The sequence below is a fragment of the Streptomyces sp. NPDC058877 genome, from assembly GCF_042742855.1.
Classification (GTDB): domain Bacteria; phylum Actinomycetota; class Actinomycetes; order Streptomycetales; family Streptomycetaceae; genus Streptomyces.
In genome coordinates this window covers 37511-52428 of sequence record NZ_JBHYMF010000007.1, presented here as the reverse complement: position 1 = coordinate 52428, position 14918 = coordinate 37511, and the positions used below count along the sequence as shown (strand labels likewise).

The window sequence follows — 14918 nt, the reverse complement described above, 5'->3', positions numbered from 1 at the left end:
GACCCGATGCGCACGGGGCGGAACCGCTGCCCGCCGACGACCCGCCGTGGACCCCGCCGGGCGTCCCCGCCCTCCCCCGTCCGGGCCGCGGGACGGAAGGGAACCACGGGCGCCCCTTCGGTCGGGCGGTCGAGGGCCTCGCGACGCTCCCGGCGGGGGCGCCGATCCGCGGACCGGAGCGGGTGCGGAGTCCCCTACCCCAGGCTCGTGCGGGCCAGTTCGAGGAACTCCGTCTCCGTCAGTCCGAGTCCGCGGGCCTCCTCCGCCGCCTCGCGGAGACGGGCGAGGAGCCGGGCGCGACCGGGCGCGGTGGCTCCGGGGACGACGACGGCGCCCCTGCCGCGCCGGAGTTCGATCAGGCCCTCCTCGCGGAGCCGCTGGTAGCCGCGCAGAACGGTGTGGACGTTGACGCCGAGGGAGTCGGCGAGTTCCCGGGCTGCCGGGAGGCGCTCGCCGGGGGCGGCGGAGCCGTCGGCGAGGGCACCGCGGACGCAGGCGGCGATCTGGTCGCCGAGGGGCACGACGGAGGCCGGGTCGACACGGAAGAGCACGGTCAGACCTTCCCATGCCGCTCGGCAAGGGTGTTGAGCAGGGCGGCGGCGGTCCGCGCGTCGGGCACGGTGACCGCGAACTCCCGGCCGCCGGAGCGACGCACGACGAGGGCTTCGCCGGAGCGCAGCACCACACCCGTCCGGTGGGCCCGGACCCGGTAGCCCCAACCGCCGAAGTCGGTGAGGGCGTCGACGTCCCGGACGTCGGCGCCGGCGACCTCGTCGAGCGGGACCCGGACGCGGGGTCGGGAGGCGAACGAGGGCCGGACGGTGAGGCCGCGCCGGTCGACGGTGACCCGGACGCGGGCGAGGGCGAGGCCGGGCACGCCGATGACGAGGCCGACGAGGCCGAGCAGGGCGAGCGGCCAGGGCGCGAGGAGGAGGGCGACCGGGGCCGCGGCGAGGGCGAGGACCGCGAGGGCGGTGAGCGGCCGGGAGCCGGTGGTGCGGGTCCAGCCGGCGACCTCGCCCGCGCCGAGCGGAAGCCGTGGGGCGTCCGCGTCGACGGAGGCGCCGGCCGGCTCCCCTTCGGGGACGAGCCGGGTGAGGGCCAGGCCGACGGTGGCGAGGAGGGCCGCGGAGGCCGCCGCGAGGGCGAGGTCGGTGGGGGGTGAGACGACCTGTGTCGCATCGGCGGCGTCCAGGTTGTCCCGTACCAGGAGGGCGAGGAGCGCGCCGGTGAAGCCGGCGGTCGCCCAGGCGCCCCACAGGGCGTTGCGGCGGACGAGGAGCGTCCAGCCGGTGCCGAGTCCGAGGAGCAGGGCGGCGCTGATCACGCCGTAGGCGGTGCGACCGGCGAAGCCGTCGGCGCCCCCGGGGCCGAAGTGGACGGCCAGTTGGTCGGGCAGCCGGTCGTGATGGAGGGCGAGCAGCAGCAGCTGGGCGGCGAGCGCGAGGACGAAGGGCAGCGCGGCGAGCGCGCGGAGACGGGGCGTGGCACGGTTCACGGAAAACCTCCCTTGTTTGCACTCTACTAGAACAATAGGGGTTCTCGTCGAGGTCCCGTCGAGATGCGGGACGCCGAAACCGACTGTTCACTGGGTCACATGCCGACGAACGGGGAGATCTTCATACGCCGCCGGCCCACCGCCCTCGCCTCCTTCGCCGCCTTCGCCGTCCTCACCGCCGGCCTCGTCACCGGCTGCGGCGACGACGGCGAGCCCGACCCGCTGCGCGGCGAGCAGTGGGCCCTGGACGCGCTGAAGCTCCCGGACGCCTGGGGCACCGCCAAGGGCACGGACACCGTCATCGCCGTCGTCGACACCGGCGTGGACCCCGACCATCCCGATCTGAAGGGGCGGCTCGTCGACGGCTACGACTTCGTCGACGGCGACGACGAGCCCACGGACCTCAACGGCCACGGGACCCACGTCTCCGGCATCGCCGCCGCCGGCGCCGACAACGGCGTCGGCATCGCGGGCGGCGCCCCCGAGGCCAAGATCATGCCGGTCCGGGTGCTCGGCGCGAACGGCAGCGGCAGCGACGCGAACATCACCAAGGGCATCGTCTGGGCCGCCGACCACGGCGCCCACGTCATCAACCTCTCCCTCGGAGAGTCCGGCCTGATGGCCCGCCTCCTCAAGGGCGGCATCCTCAACCGGGCCATCACCCACGCGAACGGCAAGGGCGCGGTGGTGGTCGCCGCGGCGGGCAACGACGCCACCGTGCTCCAGCCCTACGAGGTCGACACCCCGGTCCTGGTGGTCAACGCGTCCGACCGGGACGGGAAACCGGCCTCCTTCACCAACTTCGGCGCGCAGAGCGCCGTGTCGGCCCCCGGCGTCGACATCCTCTCGACGCTCCCGACCCACACCTCGAAGGAGACCGTGAAGAACACCACGGGATACGGAAAGCTGTCCGGCACCTCGATGGCCGCGCCGTACGTCTCCGCCGTGGCCGCGCTCCTGCACCAGCAGGGCCTGGACCCGGCGGCGATCATGCAGACGATCCGCGACACCGCCGCCAACCCCGGCCAACTGCCCAAACTGGGGCTCGGGAACGTCGACGCGGCGGCAGCGGTGCAGGCCGCGAAGGGCCGGTAGCCCCGCCCCGGGGACCGCCCGCGGACGGCCGCACCGGGCCCGCCGGAGCGGGGCGCGGTCCACCGGCACGCCGAAGCGGGCTCCCCCCAACGACCGGTGGCCGGGGGACGGATTCCGGAGCGGCTCCCCCGCACGGCTCCGGCACCCGCCCCGCGGGGATCAGTCCTCGCCCTCCAGGTCGCCCTCGGTCTCCAGGAACACCTGGCGCAGCGCGGCCAGGGTCTCCGGGTCCGGCTTCTCCCACATCCCCCGCGACTCCGCTTCGAGGAGCCGCTCCGCGATGCCGTGCAGGGCCCACGGGTTGGCCTCCTTCAGGAAGGCCTGGTTCTCCGCGTCGAGGACGTACTCCTGCGTCAGCTTGTCGTACATCCAGTCCGCGACGACCCCGGTCGTCGCGTCGTACCCGAAGAGGTAGTCGACGGTCGCCGCGAGCTCGAACGCACCCTTGTAGCCGTGGCGGCGCATCGCCTCGATCCACCGCGGGTTGACCACGCGGGCGCGGAAGACCCGGGAGGTCTCCTCGACGAGCGTGCGGGTGCGGACGGTCTCCGGGCGGGTCGAGTCGCCGATGTACGCCTCGGGGGCCGTGCCCTTCAGCGCGCGGACGGTCGCGACCATGCCGCCGTGGTACTGGAAGTAGTCGTCGGAGTCGGCGATGTCGTGCTCGCGCGTGTCCGTGTTCTTCGCGGCGACCGCGATCCGCTTGTACGCGGTCTCCATCTCGTCGCGCGCCGGGCGGCCTTCTAGCCCGCGGCCGTACGCGTACCCGCCCCACACCGTGTACACCTCGGCGAGGTCGGCGTCCGTGCGCCAGTCGCGCGAGTCGATCAGCTGGAGGATGCCCGCGCCGTACGTCCCCGGCCGCGAGCCGAAGATGCGGGTGGTGGCGCGCCGTTCGTCGCCGTGCTCGGCCAGGTCGGCCTGCGCGTGCGCCCGCACGTGGTTGTCCGAGGCCGGCTCGTCGAGCCCGGCCACCAGCCGTACGGCGTCGTCCAGGAGGCCGATGACGTGCGGGAAGGCGTCCCGGAAGAAGCCCGAGATGCGCAGCGTGACGTCGATGCGCGGGCGGCCGAGCTCGGCGAGCGGGATCGGCTCCAGGCCGTTCACGCGGCGCGAGGCCTCGTCCCACAGCGGACGGACGCCGAGCAGCGCGAGGGCCTCGGCGACGTCGTCGCCGGCGGTGCGCATCGCACTCGTGCCCCACAGCGAGAGGCCCACCGAGGTCGGCCACTCGCCGTTGTCCGTGCGGTAGCGCTCCAGGAGCGAGTCGGCGAGCGCCTGACCGGTCTCCCAGGCGAGCCGGGACGGCACCGCCTTCGGGTCGACGGAGTAGAAGTTGCGGCCGGTGGGCAGCACGTTGACCAGGCCCCGCAGCGGGGAACCGGACGGGCCGGCCGGGACGAAGCCGCCGTTCAGGGCGTGCACGGCGTGCGCCAGTTCGTCGGTGGTGGCGGCCAGGCGCGGCACGACCTGCTCACAGGCGAAGCGCAGCACGGCCTGCACCTCGGGGCCGTACCCCTCGGGGACGGCCGCCACGTCCCAACCGGCGGCCTCCATCGCCTCGACCAGCTCGCGGGCCTTCGCCTCGGCCTCGTCGGCGGTGGTGCGGGTGGCGGCCGACTCGTCCAGCCCCAGCGCCTCGCGCAGCCCCGGCAGGGCCTGCGTCCCGCCCCAGATCTGGCGGGCACGCAGGATGGAGAGCACCAGGTTGACCCTGGCCTCCCCGACCGGGGCGCCACCGAGGACGTGCAGGCCGTCGCGGATCTGGGCGTCCTTGACCTCGCACAGCCAACCGTCGACGTGCAGCAGGAAGTCGTCGAAACCGTCGTCCTCGGGGCGCTCGTCGAGACCGAGGTCGTGGTCGAGCTTGGCGGCCTGGATCAGGGTCCAGATCTGGGCGCGGATCGCGGGCAGCTTCGCCGGGTCCATGGAAGAGATCTGCGCGTACTCGTCGAGCAGCTGCTCCAGGCGCGCGATGTCGCCGTACGAGTCGGCGCGGGCCATCGGGGGCACCAGGTGGTCGACGAGGGTCGCGTGCACGCGCCGCTTGGCCTGGGTGCCCTCGCCCGGGTCGTTGACGAGGAACGGGTAGACCAGGGGCAGGTCGCCGAGGGCCGCGTCGGGGCCGCAGGCGGCGGACAGACCGGCGTTCTTGCCCGGCAGCCACTCCAGGTTGCCGTGCTTGCCCAGGTGGACCATGGCGTCGGCGCCGAAGCCGCCGTCCTCGGCGCGGGCGGCGATCCAGCGGTAGGCGGCCAGGTAGTGGTGGGACGGCGGGAGGTCGGGGTCGTGGTAGATCGCGATCGGGTTCTCCCCGAAGCCGCGCGGCGGCTGGATGAGGACCAGCAGGTTCCCGCGCCGCAGGGCGGCGAGGACGATGTCGCCCTCGGGGTTGCGGGAGCGGTCCAGGAACATCTCGCCCGGCGGCGGGCCCCAGTGCTCCTCGACCTCGGTGCGCAGCTCCTCCGGGAGGAGCGCGTACCAGCGCTTGTAGTCGGCGGCGGGGATGCGGACCGGGTTCTTCGCGAGCTGTTCCTCGGTGAGCCAGTCCTGGTCGTGGCCGCCGGCCTCGATGAGGGCGTAGATCAGCTCGTCCCCGTCGCCGGAGACCAACCCGGGCAGCTCCCCCTCCGGCCCGAAGTCGTACCCCTCCGCGATCAGGCGCCGCAGCAGGGCGACGGCGGAGGCCGGGGTGTCCAGGCCGACCGCGTTGCCGATGCGGGAGTGCTTCGTCGGGTACGCGGAGAGGACGAGGGCCAGCTTCTTCTCGGCGTTCGGGACGTGCCGCAGCCGGGCGTGCCGGACGGCGATCCCGGCCACCCGGGCGGCGCGCTCGGCATCCGCCACGTACGCCGGCAGGCCGTCCGCGTCGATCTCCTTGAAGGAGAACGGCACGGTGATCAGCCGGCCGTCGAACTCGGGCACGGCGATCTGGTTGGCCGCGTCCAGCGGGGACAGGCCCTCGTCGTTCTCCTCCCAGGCGGAGCGCGAGCCGGTCAGGCACAGCGCCTGCAGCACCGGCACGTCGAGCGCGGCGAGCGCCCCCGCGTCCCAGGCCTCCTCGTCCCCGCCCGCCTGCGCCTCGGCCGGCTTGGTGCCGCCGGCCGCGAGGACGGTGGTGACGATCACGTCGGCGGTGCGGAGGGTGTCGACGAGCTCCGCCTCGGGGGCGCGCAGGGAGGCCACGTAGAGCGGCAGGGCGCGCGCGCCGGCGTCCTCGATCGCCCCGCACAGGGCGTCGACGAAGGCGGTGTTCCCGCTCATGTGGTGGGCGCGGTAGTAGAGCACGGCGACGGTCGGGCCGGTCTCGTTCCGCGCCGGGCGCTCCAGGGGGCCCCAGGTGGGGGTGGCGGCCGGGGCCTCGAAGCCGTGGCCGGTGAGGAGCACGGTGTCGGAGAGGAAGTGGGCCAGCTGCGCCAGGTTGGCCGGGCCGCCGTGCGCCAGGTAGGCGTGCGCCTCGGTGGCGACGCCGATCGGGACGGTGGAGGCCGCCATCAGCTGGGCGTCGGGGGCCTGTTCGCCGCTGAGCACGACGACCGGCTTTCCGGCGGCGAGGAGCACGTCCAGCCCCTCCTGCCAGGAGCGGAGGCCGCCGAGGAGGCGGACGACGACCAGGTCGACGCCGTCGAGCAGGGCCGGCAGGTCGGCGAGGGGCAGGCGGGAGGGGTTGGCGAAGCGGTACTCGACCGGGCCGTCCCCGGGCGCCGCGGCGTTCGCCGCACGGGCGCTGAGCAGGTCGGTGTCGGAGTGCGACAGCAGCAGGAGCATGGCGAGCTCAGGCCTTCCTCGGGGTTGTCCGCGCCCCGGGTGGTCGTGTGAATGGGGGCCTCCCCTCGCTCGGCCGAAGCCGAGAGCTCGGGGAAGGGAGTTCCTGACTCACCCGTGCCATCGCTGGTACGGGCTCACAGTGGCGGGACCGCGCCGGATTCTCACCGGGCTTCCTCCCCGGGGTCCTGGGACCCCATGCCGGTCTGCATCCTAGATCGTGGCGCCGTCGGGCCCCCAGGGAGCGGGGACGTCGACCGGATCACACCCGGTGGCCGGCCGGTTCCCCGTGGGTATGCTCGCCGCCATGCCGCCCACCCCACCCCCGACGCCCGAAGCGGGCGAGGCCCGCACGCGGGACCGTGGCGACGCCTGCCCGGGAGCGCTGCGCCTGCACGCCGCCGACGACGGCCGCCTGGCCCGACTCCGCCTGCCCGCAGGCCGTCTGACGGCAGCTCAGGTGGAGGTCCTGGCCGGCGCGGCCGACGCCCTCGGCGACGGGCGGATCAGCATCACCTCGCGCGGCAACGCGGAGCTGCGCGGCCTCGCCGAGGACTGCGGGGCACGGCTGGCGGAGCTCCTGGCGGAGGCGGGCCTGCTGCCCTCCCCCACCCACGAACGGGTCCGCAACATCGTGGCCTCGCCCGCTGCGGGCCTCGACGGACTCGGCCACGCCGACGTGCAGTTGTGGGCGCGCGGGTTGGACGCCGCGCTCTGTGCCGAGGCCCGGGCGGCGTCCCTTTCGGGGCGGTTCCTCTTCGTCCTGGACGACGGGCGCGGAGACGTGGCCGGACTGGGCGGCGATGTGAGCTTGATCGCAGAACCGGACGGATCGGTCCTGCTGCGGCTCGGCTCACGGGCCTTCCGGCTCGCCGCCGCGGACGCCGTCCGGGCCGCCCTCACCGCCGCCCTCGCCTTCCTGGACGCCGCCGGGGCCGCCGGAAACGGGGCCTGGCGCCCCCGCGAACTGCCCGACGGGCACCTGCCGGACTGGGCCGACGCCCTGGCACGGGCCGGGATCACGGCCGAGCCCGTACCGGTACCGCCCCTGCCCGCGCCCCGGTCGCCCGAGCCCGGGCCGCTCGGCGACGGTGCCCTGCACGTCCTCGCTCCGCTCGGCCGGCTCACCACCGTCCAGCTGCGGGCCCTGCTGCCGGCCGCCGAGATCCGGCTCACGCCGTGGCGGGGGGTCGTCGTGGTGGGCGTCGCAGCCGCCCCGGCCGCGGACCGCCCCGCCGCCGTCCCGGCCGCCGGGCGAGCCTCCGCCCCCACTCCGGCCGCCGGCGGAAGCACCCCGGTCGGTTCCCTCCCGGCGCGGCTCGCCGAGCTGGCGTCACACGGCCTGCTCACCCGCTCCGACGCACCCGGCGCCCGGGTCACCGCCTGCACCGGGCGGCCCGGCTGCGCCAAGTCCCTCGCCGACGTCCGGGCCGACGCCCCCGCCGCACCCCCCGGACCCCTGCCCGTGCACTTCTCCGGCTGCGCACGCCGCTGCGGACACCCGCACGGCACCTGGATCGACGTCCTCGCCACCGGCGACGACGGCTATCTGGTGGACGGCGTCCCCACCCCCCGCACCTCCCTGACCGCAGCAGTCGCGGCGGCCCGCAGCCTGCCGACCCACACGAGATGAGCGAGAACAACAGGATGTTCGACTACGAGAAGGACGGGACGGAGATCTACCGCCGGTCCTTTGCCACCATCCGCGCCGAGGCGGACCTCGCGGGCCTGCCCGCCGACGTCGCCCAGGTGGCGGTCCGGATGATCCACGCCTGCGGCATGACCGACCTCGTGCAGGACATCGCGTACTCCCCCGGCGTCGTCGCCGGCGCCCGCACCGCGCTCCGCGCCGGTGCCCCCATCCTCTGCGACGCGCAGATGGTCGCCAGCGGCGTCACCCGCAAGCGGCTGCCCGCCGACAACGAGGTGCTCTGCGGCCTCTCCGACCCGGCCGTCCCGGGCCTCGCCGCCGAGCTCGGCACCACCCGCTCCGCCGCCGCGTTCGAACTGTGGCGGGACCGGCTCGAAGGTTCCGTCGTCGCCATCGGCAACGCCCCCACCGCCCTCTTCCACCTCCTGGAGATGATCGCGAAGGGCGCCGGGAAGCCCGCCGCCGTCCTCGGCATACCCGTCGGCTTCATCGGCGCCGCCGAATCCAAGGAGGCGCTGGCCGAGAACGTCCTCGGCCTCGACTACCTGGTCGTACGGGGCCGACGCGGCGGCAGCGCGATGACCGCCGCCGCGCTCAACGCCCTCGCCCACGAAGCGGAGATCCAGCAGTGACCGGCAAGCTCTACGGCGTGGGCCTCGGCCCCGGCGACCCGAACCTGATGACCGTGGCCGCCGTGAAGGCGATCTCCGAAGCCGACGTCATCGCCTACCACTCCGCCCGCCACGGCCGCTCCATCGCCCGCTCCATCGCCGCCGAGCACATCCGCGAGGACCACCTCGAAGAGCGGCTGGTGTACCCGCTCACGGTGGAGACCACGGACCACCCCGGCGGCTACCGGGGGGCCCTGAACGACTTCTACGAGGAGGCCGCGGCCCGCCTCGCCGCCCACCTCGACGCCGGCCGCACCGTCGCCGTCCTCGCCGAGGGCGACCCGCTCTTCTACGGCTCCTACCAGCACATGCACAAGCGGCTCGCCGACCGCTACGACACCACCGTCATCCCCGGCGTCACCTCGGTGAGCGCCGCCGCCGCCCGGCTCGGCGAGCCGCTGTGCGAGGCGGAGGAGGTCCTCACGATCATCCCCGGCACCCTGCCGGAGGACGAGCTGACGGCCCGCCTCGCGGGCACCGACTCGGCGGTCGTCATGAAGCTCGGCCGCACCTTCCCCACCGTGAAGCGGGCCCTGGAACGGGCCGGTCGCCTGGACGACGCGCGGTACGTGGAGCGGGCGTTCATGGCCGGCGAGCGGACGGAGAAGCTGACGGAGGTCGACCCCGCGTCCGTCCCGTACTTCTCGGTCGCCGTGCTGCCCTCCCGCATCGACCAGGAGCCCCCGGTGCGGGAGGCGGGCGAGGTCACCGTGGTCGGCACCGGCCCCGCCGGAGCGCCCTGGCTCACCCCCGAGTCGCGCGGCGCCCTCGTCAACGCCGACGTCCTCGTCGGCTACACCACCTACCTCGACCGGGTTCCGGAGCTGCGGCCCGGGCAGATCCGGCACGGCTCCGACAACAAGGTCGAGTCCGAGCGCGCCGAGTTCGCCCTCGACCTGGCCCGGCGCGGCCGGAAGGTGGCGGTCGTCTCGGGCGGCGACCCCGGCGTCTTCGCCATGGCGACGGCGGTCCTGGAGGTCGCCTGCGAGCCGGCGTACGCGGACGTGCCCGTCCGGGTCCTCCCGGGCGTGACCGCGGCCAACGCCGCCGCCGCGGCGGCCGGCGCCCCCCTGGGCCACGACTACGCCACGATCTCCCTCTCCGACCGGCTCAAGCCCTGGGACGTCATCGAGGCCCGGCTCCGGGCAGCCGCCTCGGCCGACCTGGTCATCGCCCTCTACAACCCGGGCTCCAAGTCCCGCAACCACCAGGTGGCCGCCGCCCGCGACCTCCTCCTCGAACTCCGCTCCCCCCAGACCCCGGTGGTCGTCGCCCGTGACGTGGGCGGGCCGGAGCAGTCGGTCCGGGTGCTGACCCTGAAGACCCTGGAACCCTCCGAGGTCGACATGCGCACCCTGCTCCTGATCGGGTCCTCGCAGACCCGCGCGGTCGAACGGGGCGACGGCCGCACGATCGCGTGGACACCGCGCCGCTACGGCTGACGTCCGCGACTCCGCACCCAGGCGGCGGCCTCCTCGGAGGTCGCCGCCACCGGGACGCCCTCCGGGACCGGGGGGCGGCGGACCACCACGACCGGGATGCCCGCCTCCCGGGCCGCGGTCAGCTTGGGGGCGGTCGCCGCGCCTCCGCTGTCCTTCGTCACCAGGACGTCGACGCGGTGCCGGGCGAGGAGCTCCCGCTCGCCGTCCAGGGTGAAGGGGCCCCGGTCGAGGAGGATTTCGGCGCGGGCCGGCACGGGGACGTCCGGGGCGTCCACCGAGCGGACCAGGAACCACTGCGGGCAGTCGGCGAAGGCGGCGAGGCCCATGCGGCCCGTCGTCAGGAAGACCCGGTCGCCGAGGTCGCCGAGGGCCCGGGCCGCCTCCTCCAGGGTCGCCGCCGAACGCCAGTCGTCGCCCTCCGCCGGGACCCAGCCGGGACGGCGCAGCGCCAGCAGGGGAACATGGACGGTGGCGGTCGCCCGGGCCGCGTTGAAGCTGATCCGCTCGGCGAAGGGATGGGTGGCGTCGATGACCGCGTCCACGGCGTGCTCCCGCACCCACGTCGCCAGCCCTTCGGCGCCGCCGAAGCCACCGATCCGGACCTCCCCGGCCGGCAGGCGGGGACTCGCGACCCGCCCCGCGAGGGAGCTGGTCACCCGGACCTCGCCGTGCAGCAGTCCGGCGAGGGCGCGGGCCTCGGTGGTCCCCCCGAGAATGAGTACGTGCACAGGAGCCCCTCGGTGACGTCAGGCGGCGGGCGTGAGGCCCAACTCAAGCACACCGGCCTCCGCCCGGGCTGGACGACCGGTGCCTGTGCGACGGCGGCCACCACCGCCGCGTACACGGCCCTGTTGACCGGCGGGTTCCCCGACCCGGTGACCATCACCCTGCCGAAGGGGCAGACGCCGTCCTTCGCGCTGACGGCGGAGTCCCTGGCGGGCGGCACCGCCATGGCGGCGGTGGTCAAGGACGCGGGCGACGACCCGGACGTCACCCACGGGGCCGTGATCCGCTCCACGGTGCGGCTGTTGCCGACCGGTTCCGGCGTGGTCTTCCGGGCGGGCCCCGGGGTCGGCACGGTCACCCTGCCCGGGCTGCCCCTCGACGTCGGCGAGCCGGCGATCAACCCGGTGCCCCGGCAGCTGATGCGGGAGCACGTGGCCGCGGTCGCCGCCGCGCACGGCGCCCCCGGCGACGTGGAGGTCACGATCTCCGTCGACAACGGCGCCGAGATCGCCCGTTCCACCTGGAACCCCCGCATCGGCATCCTCGGCGGCCTGTCGATCCTCGGCACGACCGGGGTCGTCGTCCCGTACTCCTGCTCGGCCTGGATCGACTCCATCCGCCGGGGCGTCGACGTGGCCCGTGCCGGCGGCCTCACCCATGTGGCGGGCTGCACGGGCTCGACCTCGGAGCGCACGGTGAGGGGCCTGTACGAGCTGCCGGAGATCGCGCTCCTGGACATGGGCGACTTCGCGGGCGCCGTCCTCAAGTACCTCCGTCGGCATCCGGTCGACCGGCTCACCCTCTGCGGCGGCTTCGCCAAGCTCTCCAAGCTCGCCGCCGGCCATCTGGACCTCCATTCGGCCCGCTCGCAGGTCGACAAGGCGTTCCTGGCGGAGCTGGCCCGCGCCGGGGGTGCCCCGGAGTCCCTGGCGGCGGAGGTCGCCGCCGCCAACACGGGCCTCGCCGCCCTCCGCCTCTGCGAGGCCGCCGCCGTCCCGCTGGGCGACCTGGTGGCCGCCCGCGCCCGCGACGAGGCCCTGTCCGTGCTACGGGGCGCCCCGATCGCGGTGGACGTGGTCTGCATCGACCGCGCGGGGGTCGTGGTGGGACGGTCTGCGGTGCAGGGCCCCTGACCCGGCGCCCCCGGCGGCCCGCCCGGCCGCGGCCCGTGCGGGAGCGCGGGCGGGCGGTGCTCAGGCCGTCGGGTAGCCGATCTCCTGGATGTCCTCGGCGAGGTCCGCGAGCGTCACCTCGGGGTTGAGGGCGGCGACGAGCTCCGCCGTCAGCGGGTGCAGGGCGAGCAGCCGGCGGACCGCCCCGCGGTCCACCGGGCGCTCGTAGTACTCCTCGGCCCACTCCGCGTACGCCTCCGCCGAGCGGTCCGTCAGCAGGCGGAAGAGACGGCCGGAGCCGTCCGGGTCCGGGTGCCCGTCCAGGTCCGGGAACTCGACCGGACCGGTGCGCCAGGCGGTGTCCGCGGCCTCCCGCCACAGGCAGGCGGTGGTCACGTGGACCCCGTCCTCGTCGGTGAACGCGGGCTCGGTCAGGTACTCCCCGAAGGGCTCCGGAACCCCGTCGAGCAGGCCGGGCCAGGTCCGGCCGTCCGCGAGCGGTCCGAACGGGCTGAGCGGCGACTCGTGGTCGAAGGCGCGGGCGAAGGCCCCCGCGGGGGAGAGGACGATCGTGTACTCGCCGCCCTCACCGTCCCTCATCGACGCCAGTTGCTCGTCCTCCGACCAGTGGGCGTCGAAGGAGTAACAGCGGCCCTCCCACTCCGGGCAGAGCACGGCCTCCGCCATGGCGAGCGCCCGGCTGTGGTCGCGCAGTTCCTCGATGCCCGGCAGCGCCCGGGCCACGTCGTAGACGGTCATGCCTCCATCAGACCGCACGGCGCCGACGGATCGACGTGCGGCCCCGGCACCCCGACCCTAGGCTTGCCAGGGCACCGTCCCCTAGTGAGTTGGGTGAGAGGGAGTCCCATGGCGAAGCGCGGCAACAAGAAGCGGGCCCGCAAGAAGAAGAAGGCGAACCACGGCAAGCGGCCCAACGCCTGATTCCGGCCGGTCCGGGGCGGTCAGCAGCTGTGACGGTCCCGGGCCGGGTCGTAGAGGTGGCTGTCGCGGAACTCCGAGGCCGCGAGGGTGCGGCCGACGATGATCACGGCGGTCTTGGTGATGCCCGCGGTCTTCACCCGGGACGCGATGTCGTCGAGGGTGCCGCGCAGGATCACCTCGTCGGGACGGCTGGCCATCGCGACGACGGCGACCGGGCAGTCGGCGCCGTAGTGGGGGACGAGTTCGGCGACGATCCGGTCGACGTAGCGCGCGGCGAGGTGCAGGACGAGCAGGGCGCCGCTGCGGCCGAGGGTGGCGAGGTCCTCCCCCTCGGGCATGGGCGTGGCCTGCTGGGCGATCCGCGTGAGGATGACGGTCTGGCCGACCGTGGGGACGGTGAGTTCCCGCTTGAGGGCCGCCGCGGCGGCGGCGAAGGCCGGGACGCCCGGCACGACCTCGTAGGGGATCCCCGCGGCGTCGAGGCGGCGCATCTGCTCCGCGACGGCGCTGAAGACGGACGGGTCGCCGGAGTGCAGTCGGGCCACGTCCCGGCCGGCCTCGTGGGCGGCGGTGATCTCGGCGATGATCTGGTCCAGGTCGAGCCGGGCCGTGTCGACGAGCTTGGCGTCCGGCGGGCATTCGGCGAGGAGCTCGGTGGGGACGAGGGAGCCGGCGTAGAGGCAGACGCCGCAGGCCGCGAGGGTCCGTGCACCGCGCACGGTGATCAGGTCGGCCGCGCCGGGGCCCGCGCCGATGAAGTAGACGGTCATCCCTCTTCAGAACCTTTCGTTACGGACCACTGGGTGACGGGCATGGCCTGGCGCCAGCCCGTGAAGCCGCCGACGGGCACGGCGGTGGAGACCGCGAGCCGGACGAGTTCGCCGCCGTGGCGGCGGTAGCGGTCGGCGAGCAGGGCCTCGGACTCCAGCGTCACGGTGTTGGCGACGAGTCGACCGCCGGGGGGCAGGACGTCCCAGCAGGCGTCGAGCAGGCCGGGTGCGGTGAGTCCGCCGCCGATGAAGACGGCGTCGGGGGTCTCCAGGCCGGCGAGGCCCTCCGGTGCGGCGGCCCGGACGACGCGCAGGCCGGGGACGCCGAGGGCGTCCGCGTTGCGGGTGATCCGGGCGGCCCGCTCGGAGGACTTCTCGATGGCGATCGCCCGGCAGGAGCGGTGGGTGCGCATCCATTCGACGCCGATGGAGCCGGAGCCGCCGCCGACGTCCCAGAGCAGTTCGCCGGGGGCGGGGGCGAGGGCGGCGAGGGTGGCGGCCCGCACATGGCGCTTGGTGAGCTGCCCGTCGTGCTCGTACGCCGCGTCGGGGAGCCCGGGCGCGGAGCCGAGCCGGAGGGCGTCCGGGTCACGAGTGCAGTCGAGCGCGAGGACGTTGAGGGGGGCGGTCCGGTCGTGCGGCCAGTCCTCGGCCGTGCCGTCGAGGAGGCGTTCGGCGGGACCGCCCAGTTGCTCCAGGACCCGGATGCGGGTGCCGCCCCAGCCCGTGGCGCGCAGCAGTTCGGCGACCCGGGCGGCGGTGTCGGCGCCCTCGCTGAGGACGAGGAGGCGGCGGCCCTGGTGGAGGGCGGCGGAGAGCGCGGCGAGGGGGCGGGCGACGAGGGAGACGGTCTCGGTGTCCTCCAGGGGCCAGCCGAGGCGGGCGCAGGCGTAGGAGACGGAGGACGGGTGCGGGTGGATGCGGAGCCGTTCGGCGTCGGCGGCCCCGGTCTCCAGGAGGGTGCGGGCGATGCCGTGGAAGGAGGGGTCCCCGCTGGCGAGGACGGCGAGGGCGCGGCCCCGGTGGGCGGCGAGCAGTCCGGGGACGGCGGGGCGGAGGGGGGAGGGCCAGGCGATCCGTTCGCCGGGGCAGTCCGCGGGGGGCAGCAGGTCGAGCTGACGGGGGGCGCCGAGGAGGACCTCGGCGGCGCCCAGGACGCGGCGGGAGGTCTCGGGGAGTCCGTCCCAGCCGTCCGCGCCGATTCCGACGACCGCTATCGCACCGTTCACGTCGGCGACTCTACGTG

General features: G+C 75.1%; 13 protein-coding genes and 1 riboswitch. Of the genes, 6 read left to right on the top strand and 7 right to left on the bottom strand.

Annotated elements, in window-relative coordinates:
• Positions 1–194 precede the first annotated feature (194 nt).
• Together ACFW2Y_RS03245 and ACFW2Y_RS03240 are read right to left on the bottom strand one after the other, a co-directional pair.
• On the bottom strand, positions 195–551 hold the full coding sequence (locus tag ACFW2Y_RS03245) for a GntR family transcriptional regulator (protein ID WP_384872742.1): 357 nt from the start codon (positions 549–551) through the stop codon (positions 195–197).
• Positions 552–553: 2 nt separating this feature from the next.
• The gene (locus ACFW2Y_RS03240) at positions 554–1498 is read right to left on the bottom strand and encodes a hypothetical protein (RefSeq protein ID WP_384872739.1); all 945 of its coding nucleotides are present in this window, start codon (positions 1496–1498) and stop codon (positions 554–556) included.
• Positions 1499–1597: 99 nt separating this feature from the next.
• On the opposite strand from ACFW2Y_RS03240, the gene ACFW2Y_RS03235 reads away from it, so the two are divergent.
• Entirely contained in the window at positions 1598–2593 is a 996-nt protein-coding gene (locus ACFW2Y_RS03235; protein WP_384872736.1) for a S8 family peptidase, read from the top strand.
• 159 nt (positions 2594–2752) lie between these two features.
• Here ACFW2Y_RS03235 and cobN read toward each other — a convergent pair whose 3' ends face one another.
• Positions 2753–6361, bottom strand: coding sequence for a cobaltochelatase subunit CobN (gene cobN / locus ACFW2Y_RS03230; RefSeq protein WP_384872733.1), 3609 nt, complete (start codon positions 6359–6361; stop codon positions 2753–2755).
• Positions 6362–6439: 78 nt separating this feature from the next.
• Positions 6440–6573: riboswitch (cobalamin riboswitch) on the bottom strand.
• 80 nt (positions 6574–6653) lie between these two features.
• Between cobN and ACFW2Y_RS03225 the strand changes: the two genes are divergently transcribed.
• The 3 genes from ACFW2Y_RS03225 to cobJ are packed head-to-tail and all read left to right on the top strand — an operon-like array spanning position 6654 to position 10122.
• Positions 6654–7991 (top strand): cobalamin biosynthesis protein CobG, encoded by a 1338-nt coding sequence (locus ACFW2Y_RS03225; RefSeq protein WP_384872730.1) that lies wholly within the window; start codon positions 6654–6656, stop codon positions 7989–7991.
• 14 nt (positions 7992–8005) lie between these two features.
• Positions 8006–8641 carry a precorrin-8X methylmutase gene (locus tag ACFW2Y_RS03220; protein WP_384872850.1) on the top strand — a complete coding sequence of 212 codons (636 nt, stop codon included), beginning with the start codon at positions 8006–8008 and terminating at the stop codon, positions 8639–8641.
• A complete protein-coding gene (gene cobJ / locus ACFW2Y_RS03215) occupies positions 8638–10122 on the top strand; it encodes a precorrin-3B C(17)-methyltransferase (protein WP_384872728.1) in 1485 nt (494 codons plus the stop codon). The genes ACFW2Y_RS03220 and cobJ overlap by 4 nt, the downstream gene beginning before the upstream one ends.
• Here the strand turns inward: cobJ and ACFW2Y_RS03210 are convergent.
• Positions 10113–10850, bottom strand: coding sequence for a cobalt-precorrin-6A reductase (locus tag ACFW2Y_RS03210; protein WP_384872725.1), 738 nt, complete (start codon positions 10848–10850; stop codon positions 10113–10115). The genes cobJ and ACFW2Y_RS03210 overlap by 10 nt on opposite strands.
• Before the next feature lie 12 nt (positions 10851–10862).
• Between ACFW2Y_RS03210 and ACFW2Y_RS03205 the strand changes: the two genes are divergently transcribed.
• Positions 10863–11981, top strand: a complete 1119-nt coding sequence (locus tag ACFW2Y_RS03205) for a cobalt-precorrin-5B (C(1))-methyltransferase (protein ID WP_384872722.1) — start codon at positions 10863–10865, stop codon at positions 11979–11981.
• A 60-nt stretch (positions 11982–12041) separates the two neighbouring features.
• Here ACFW2Y_RS03205 and ACFW2Y_RS03200 read toward each other — a convergent pair whose 3' ends face one another.
• The gene (locus tag ACFW2Y_RS03200; protein WP_384872719.1) at positions 12042–12719 is read right to left on the bottom strand and encodes a hypothetical protein; all 678 of its coding nucleotides are present in this window, start codon (positions 12717–12719) and stop codon (positions 12042–12044) included.
• Positions 12720–12827: 108 nt separating this feature from the next.
• Here ACFW2Y_RS03200 and ACFW2Y_RS03195 point away from each other — a divergent pair, with 108 nt between their 5' ends.
• Positions 12828–12902 carry a 50S ribosomal protein bL37 gene (locus ACFW2Y_RS03195; protein ID WP_099895366.1) on the top strand — a complete coding sequence of 25 codons (75 nt, stop codon included), beginning with the start codon at positions 12828–12830 and terminating at the stop codon, positions 12900–12902.
• A 20-nt stretch (positions 12903–12922) separates the two neighbouring features.
• On the opposite strand, the gene cobM is transcribed toward ACFW2Y_RS03195, so the two are convergent.
• Entirely contained in the window at positions 12923–13672 is a 750-nt protein-coding gene (gene cobM, locus ACFW2Y_RS03190; RefSeq protein WP_384872716.1) for a precorrin-4 C(11)-methyltransferase, read from the bottom strand.
• Positions 13669–14901 (bottom strand): precorrin-6y C5,15-methyltransferase (decarboxylating) subunit CbiE, encoded by a 1233-nt coding sequence (gene cbiE / locus ACFW2Y_RS03185; protein ID WP_384872713.1) that lies wholly within the window; start codon positions 14899–14901, stop codon positions 13669–13671. The genes cobM and cbiE overlap by 4 nt, the downstream gene beginning before the upstream one ends.
• Positions 14902–14918: the final 17 nt, after the last annotated feature.

What these genes read in the sequence shown, in the direction of transcription:
- ACFW2Y_RS03200 (WP_384872719.1), bottom strand. Translation starts at nt 12,719, where the DNA reads ATGACCGTCTACGACGTGGCCCGGGCGCTGCCGGGCATCGAGGAACTG.
- cobN (WP_384872733.1), bottom strand. Translation starts at nt 6,361, where the DNA reads ATGCTCCTGCTGCTGTCGCACTCCGACACCGACCTGCTCAGCGCCCGT.
- ACFW2Y_RS03220 (WP_384872850.1), top strand. Translation starts at nt 8,006, where the DNA reads ATGTTCGACTACGAGAAGGACGGGACGGAGATCTACCGCCGGTCCTTT.
- ACFW2Y_RS03235 (WP_384872736.1), top strand. Translation starts at nt 1,598, where the DNA reads ATGCCGACGAACGGGGAGATCTTCATACGCCGCCGGCCCACCGCCCTC.
- cobM (WP_384872716.1), bottom strand. Translation starts at nt 13,672, where the DNA reads ATGACCGTCTACTTCATCGGCGCGGGCCCCGGCGCGGCCGACCTGATC.
- ACFW2Y_RS03225 (WP_384872730.1), top strand. Translation starts at nt 6,654, where the DNA reads ATGCTCGCCGCCATGCCGCCCACCCCACCCCCGACGCCCGAAGCGGGC.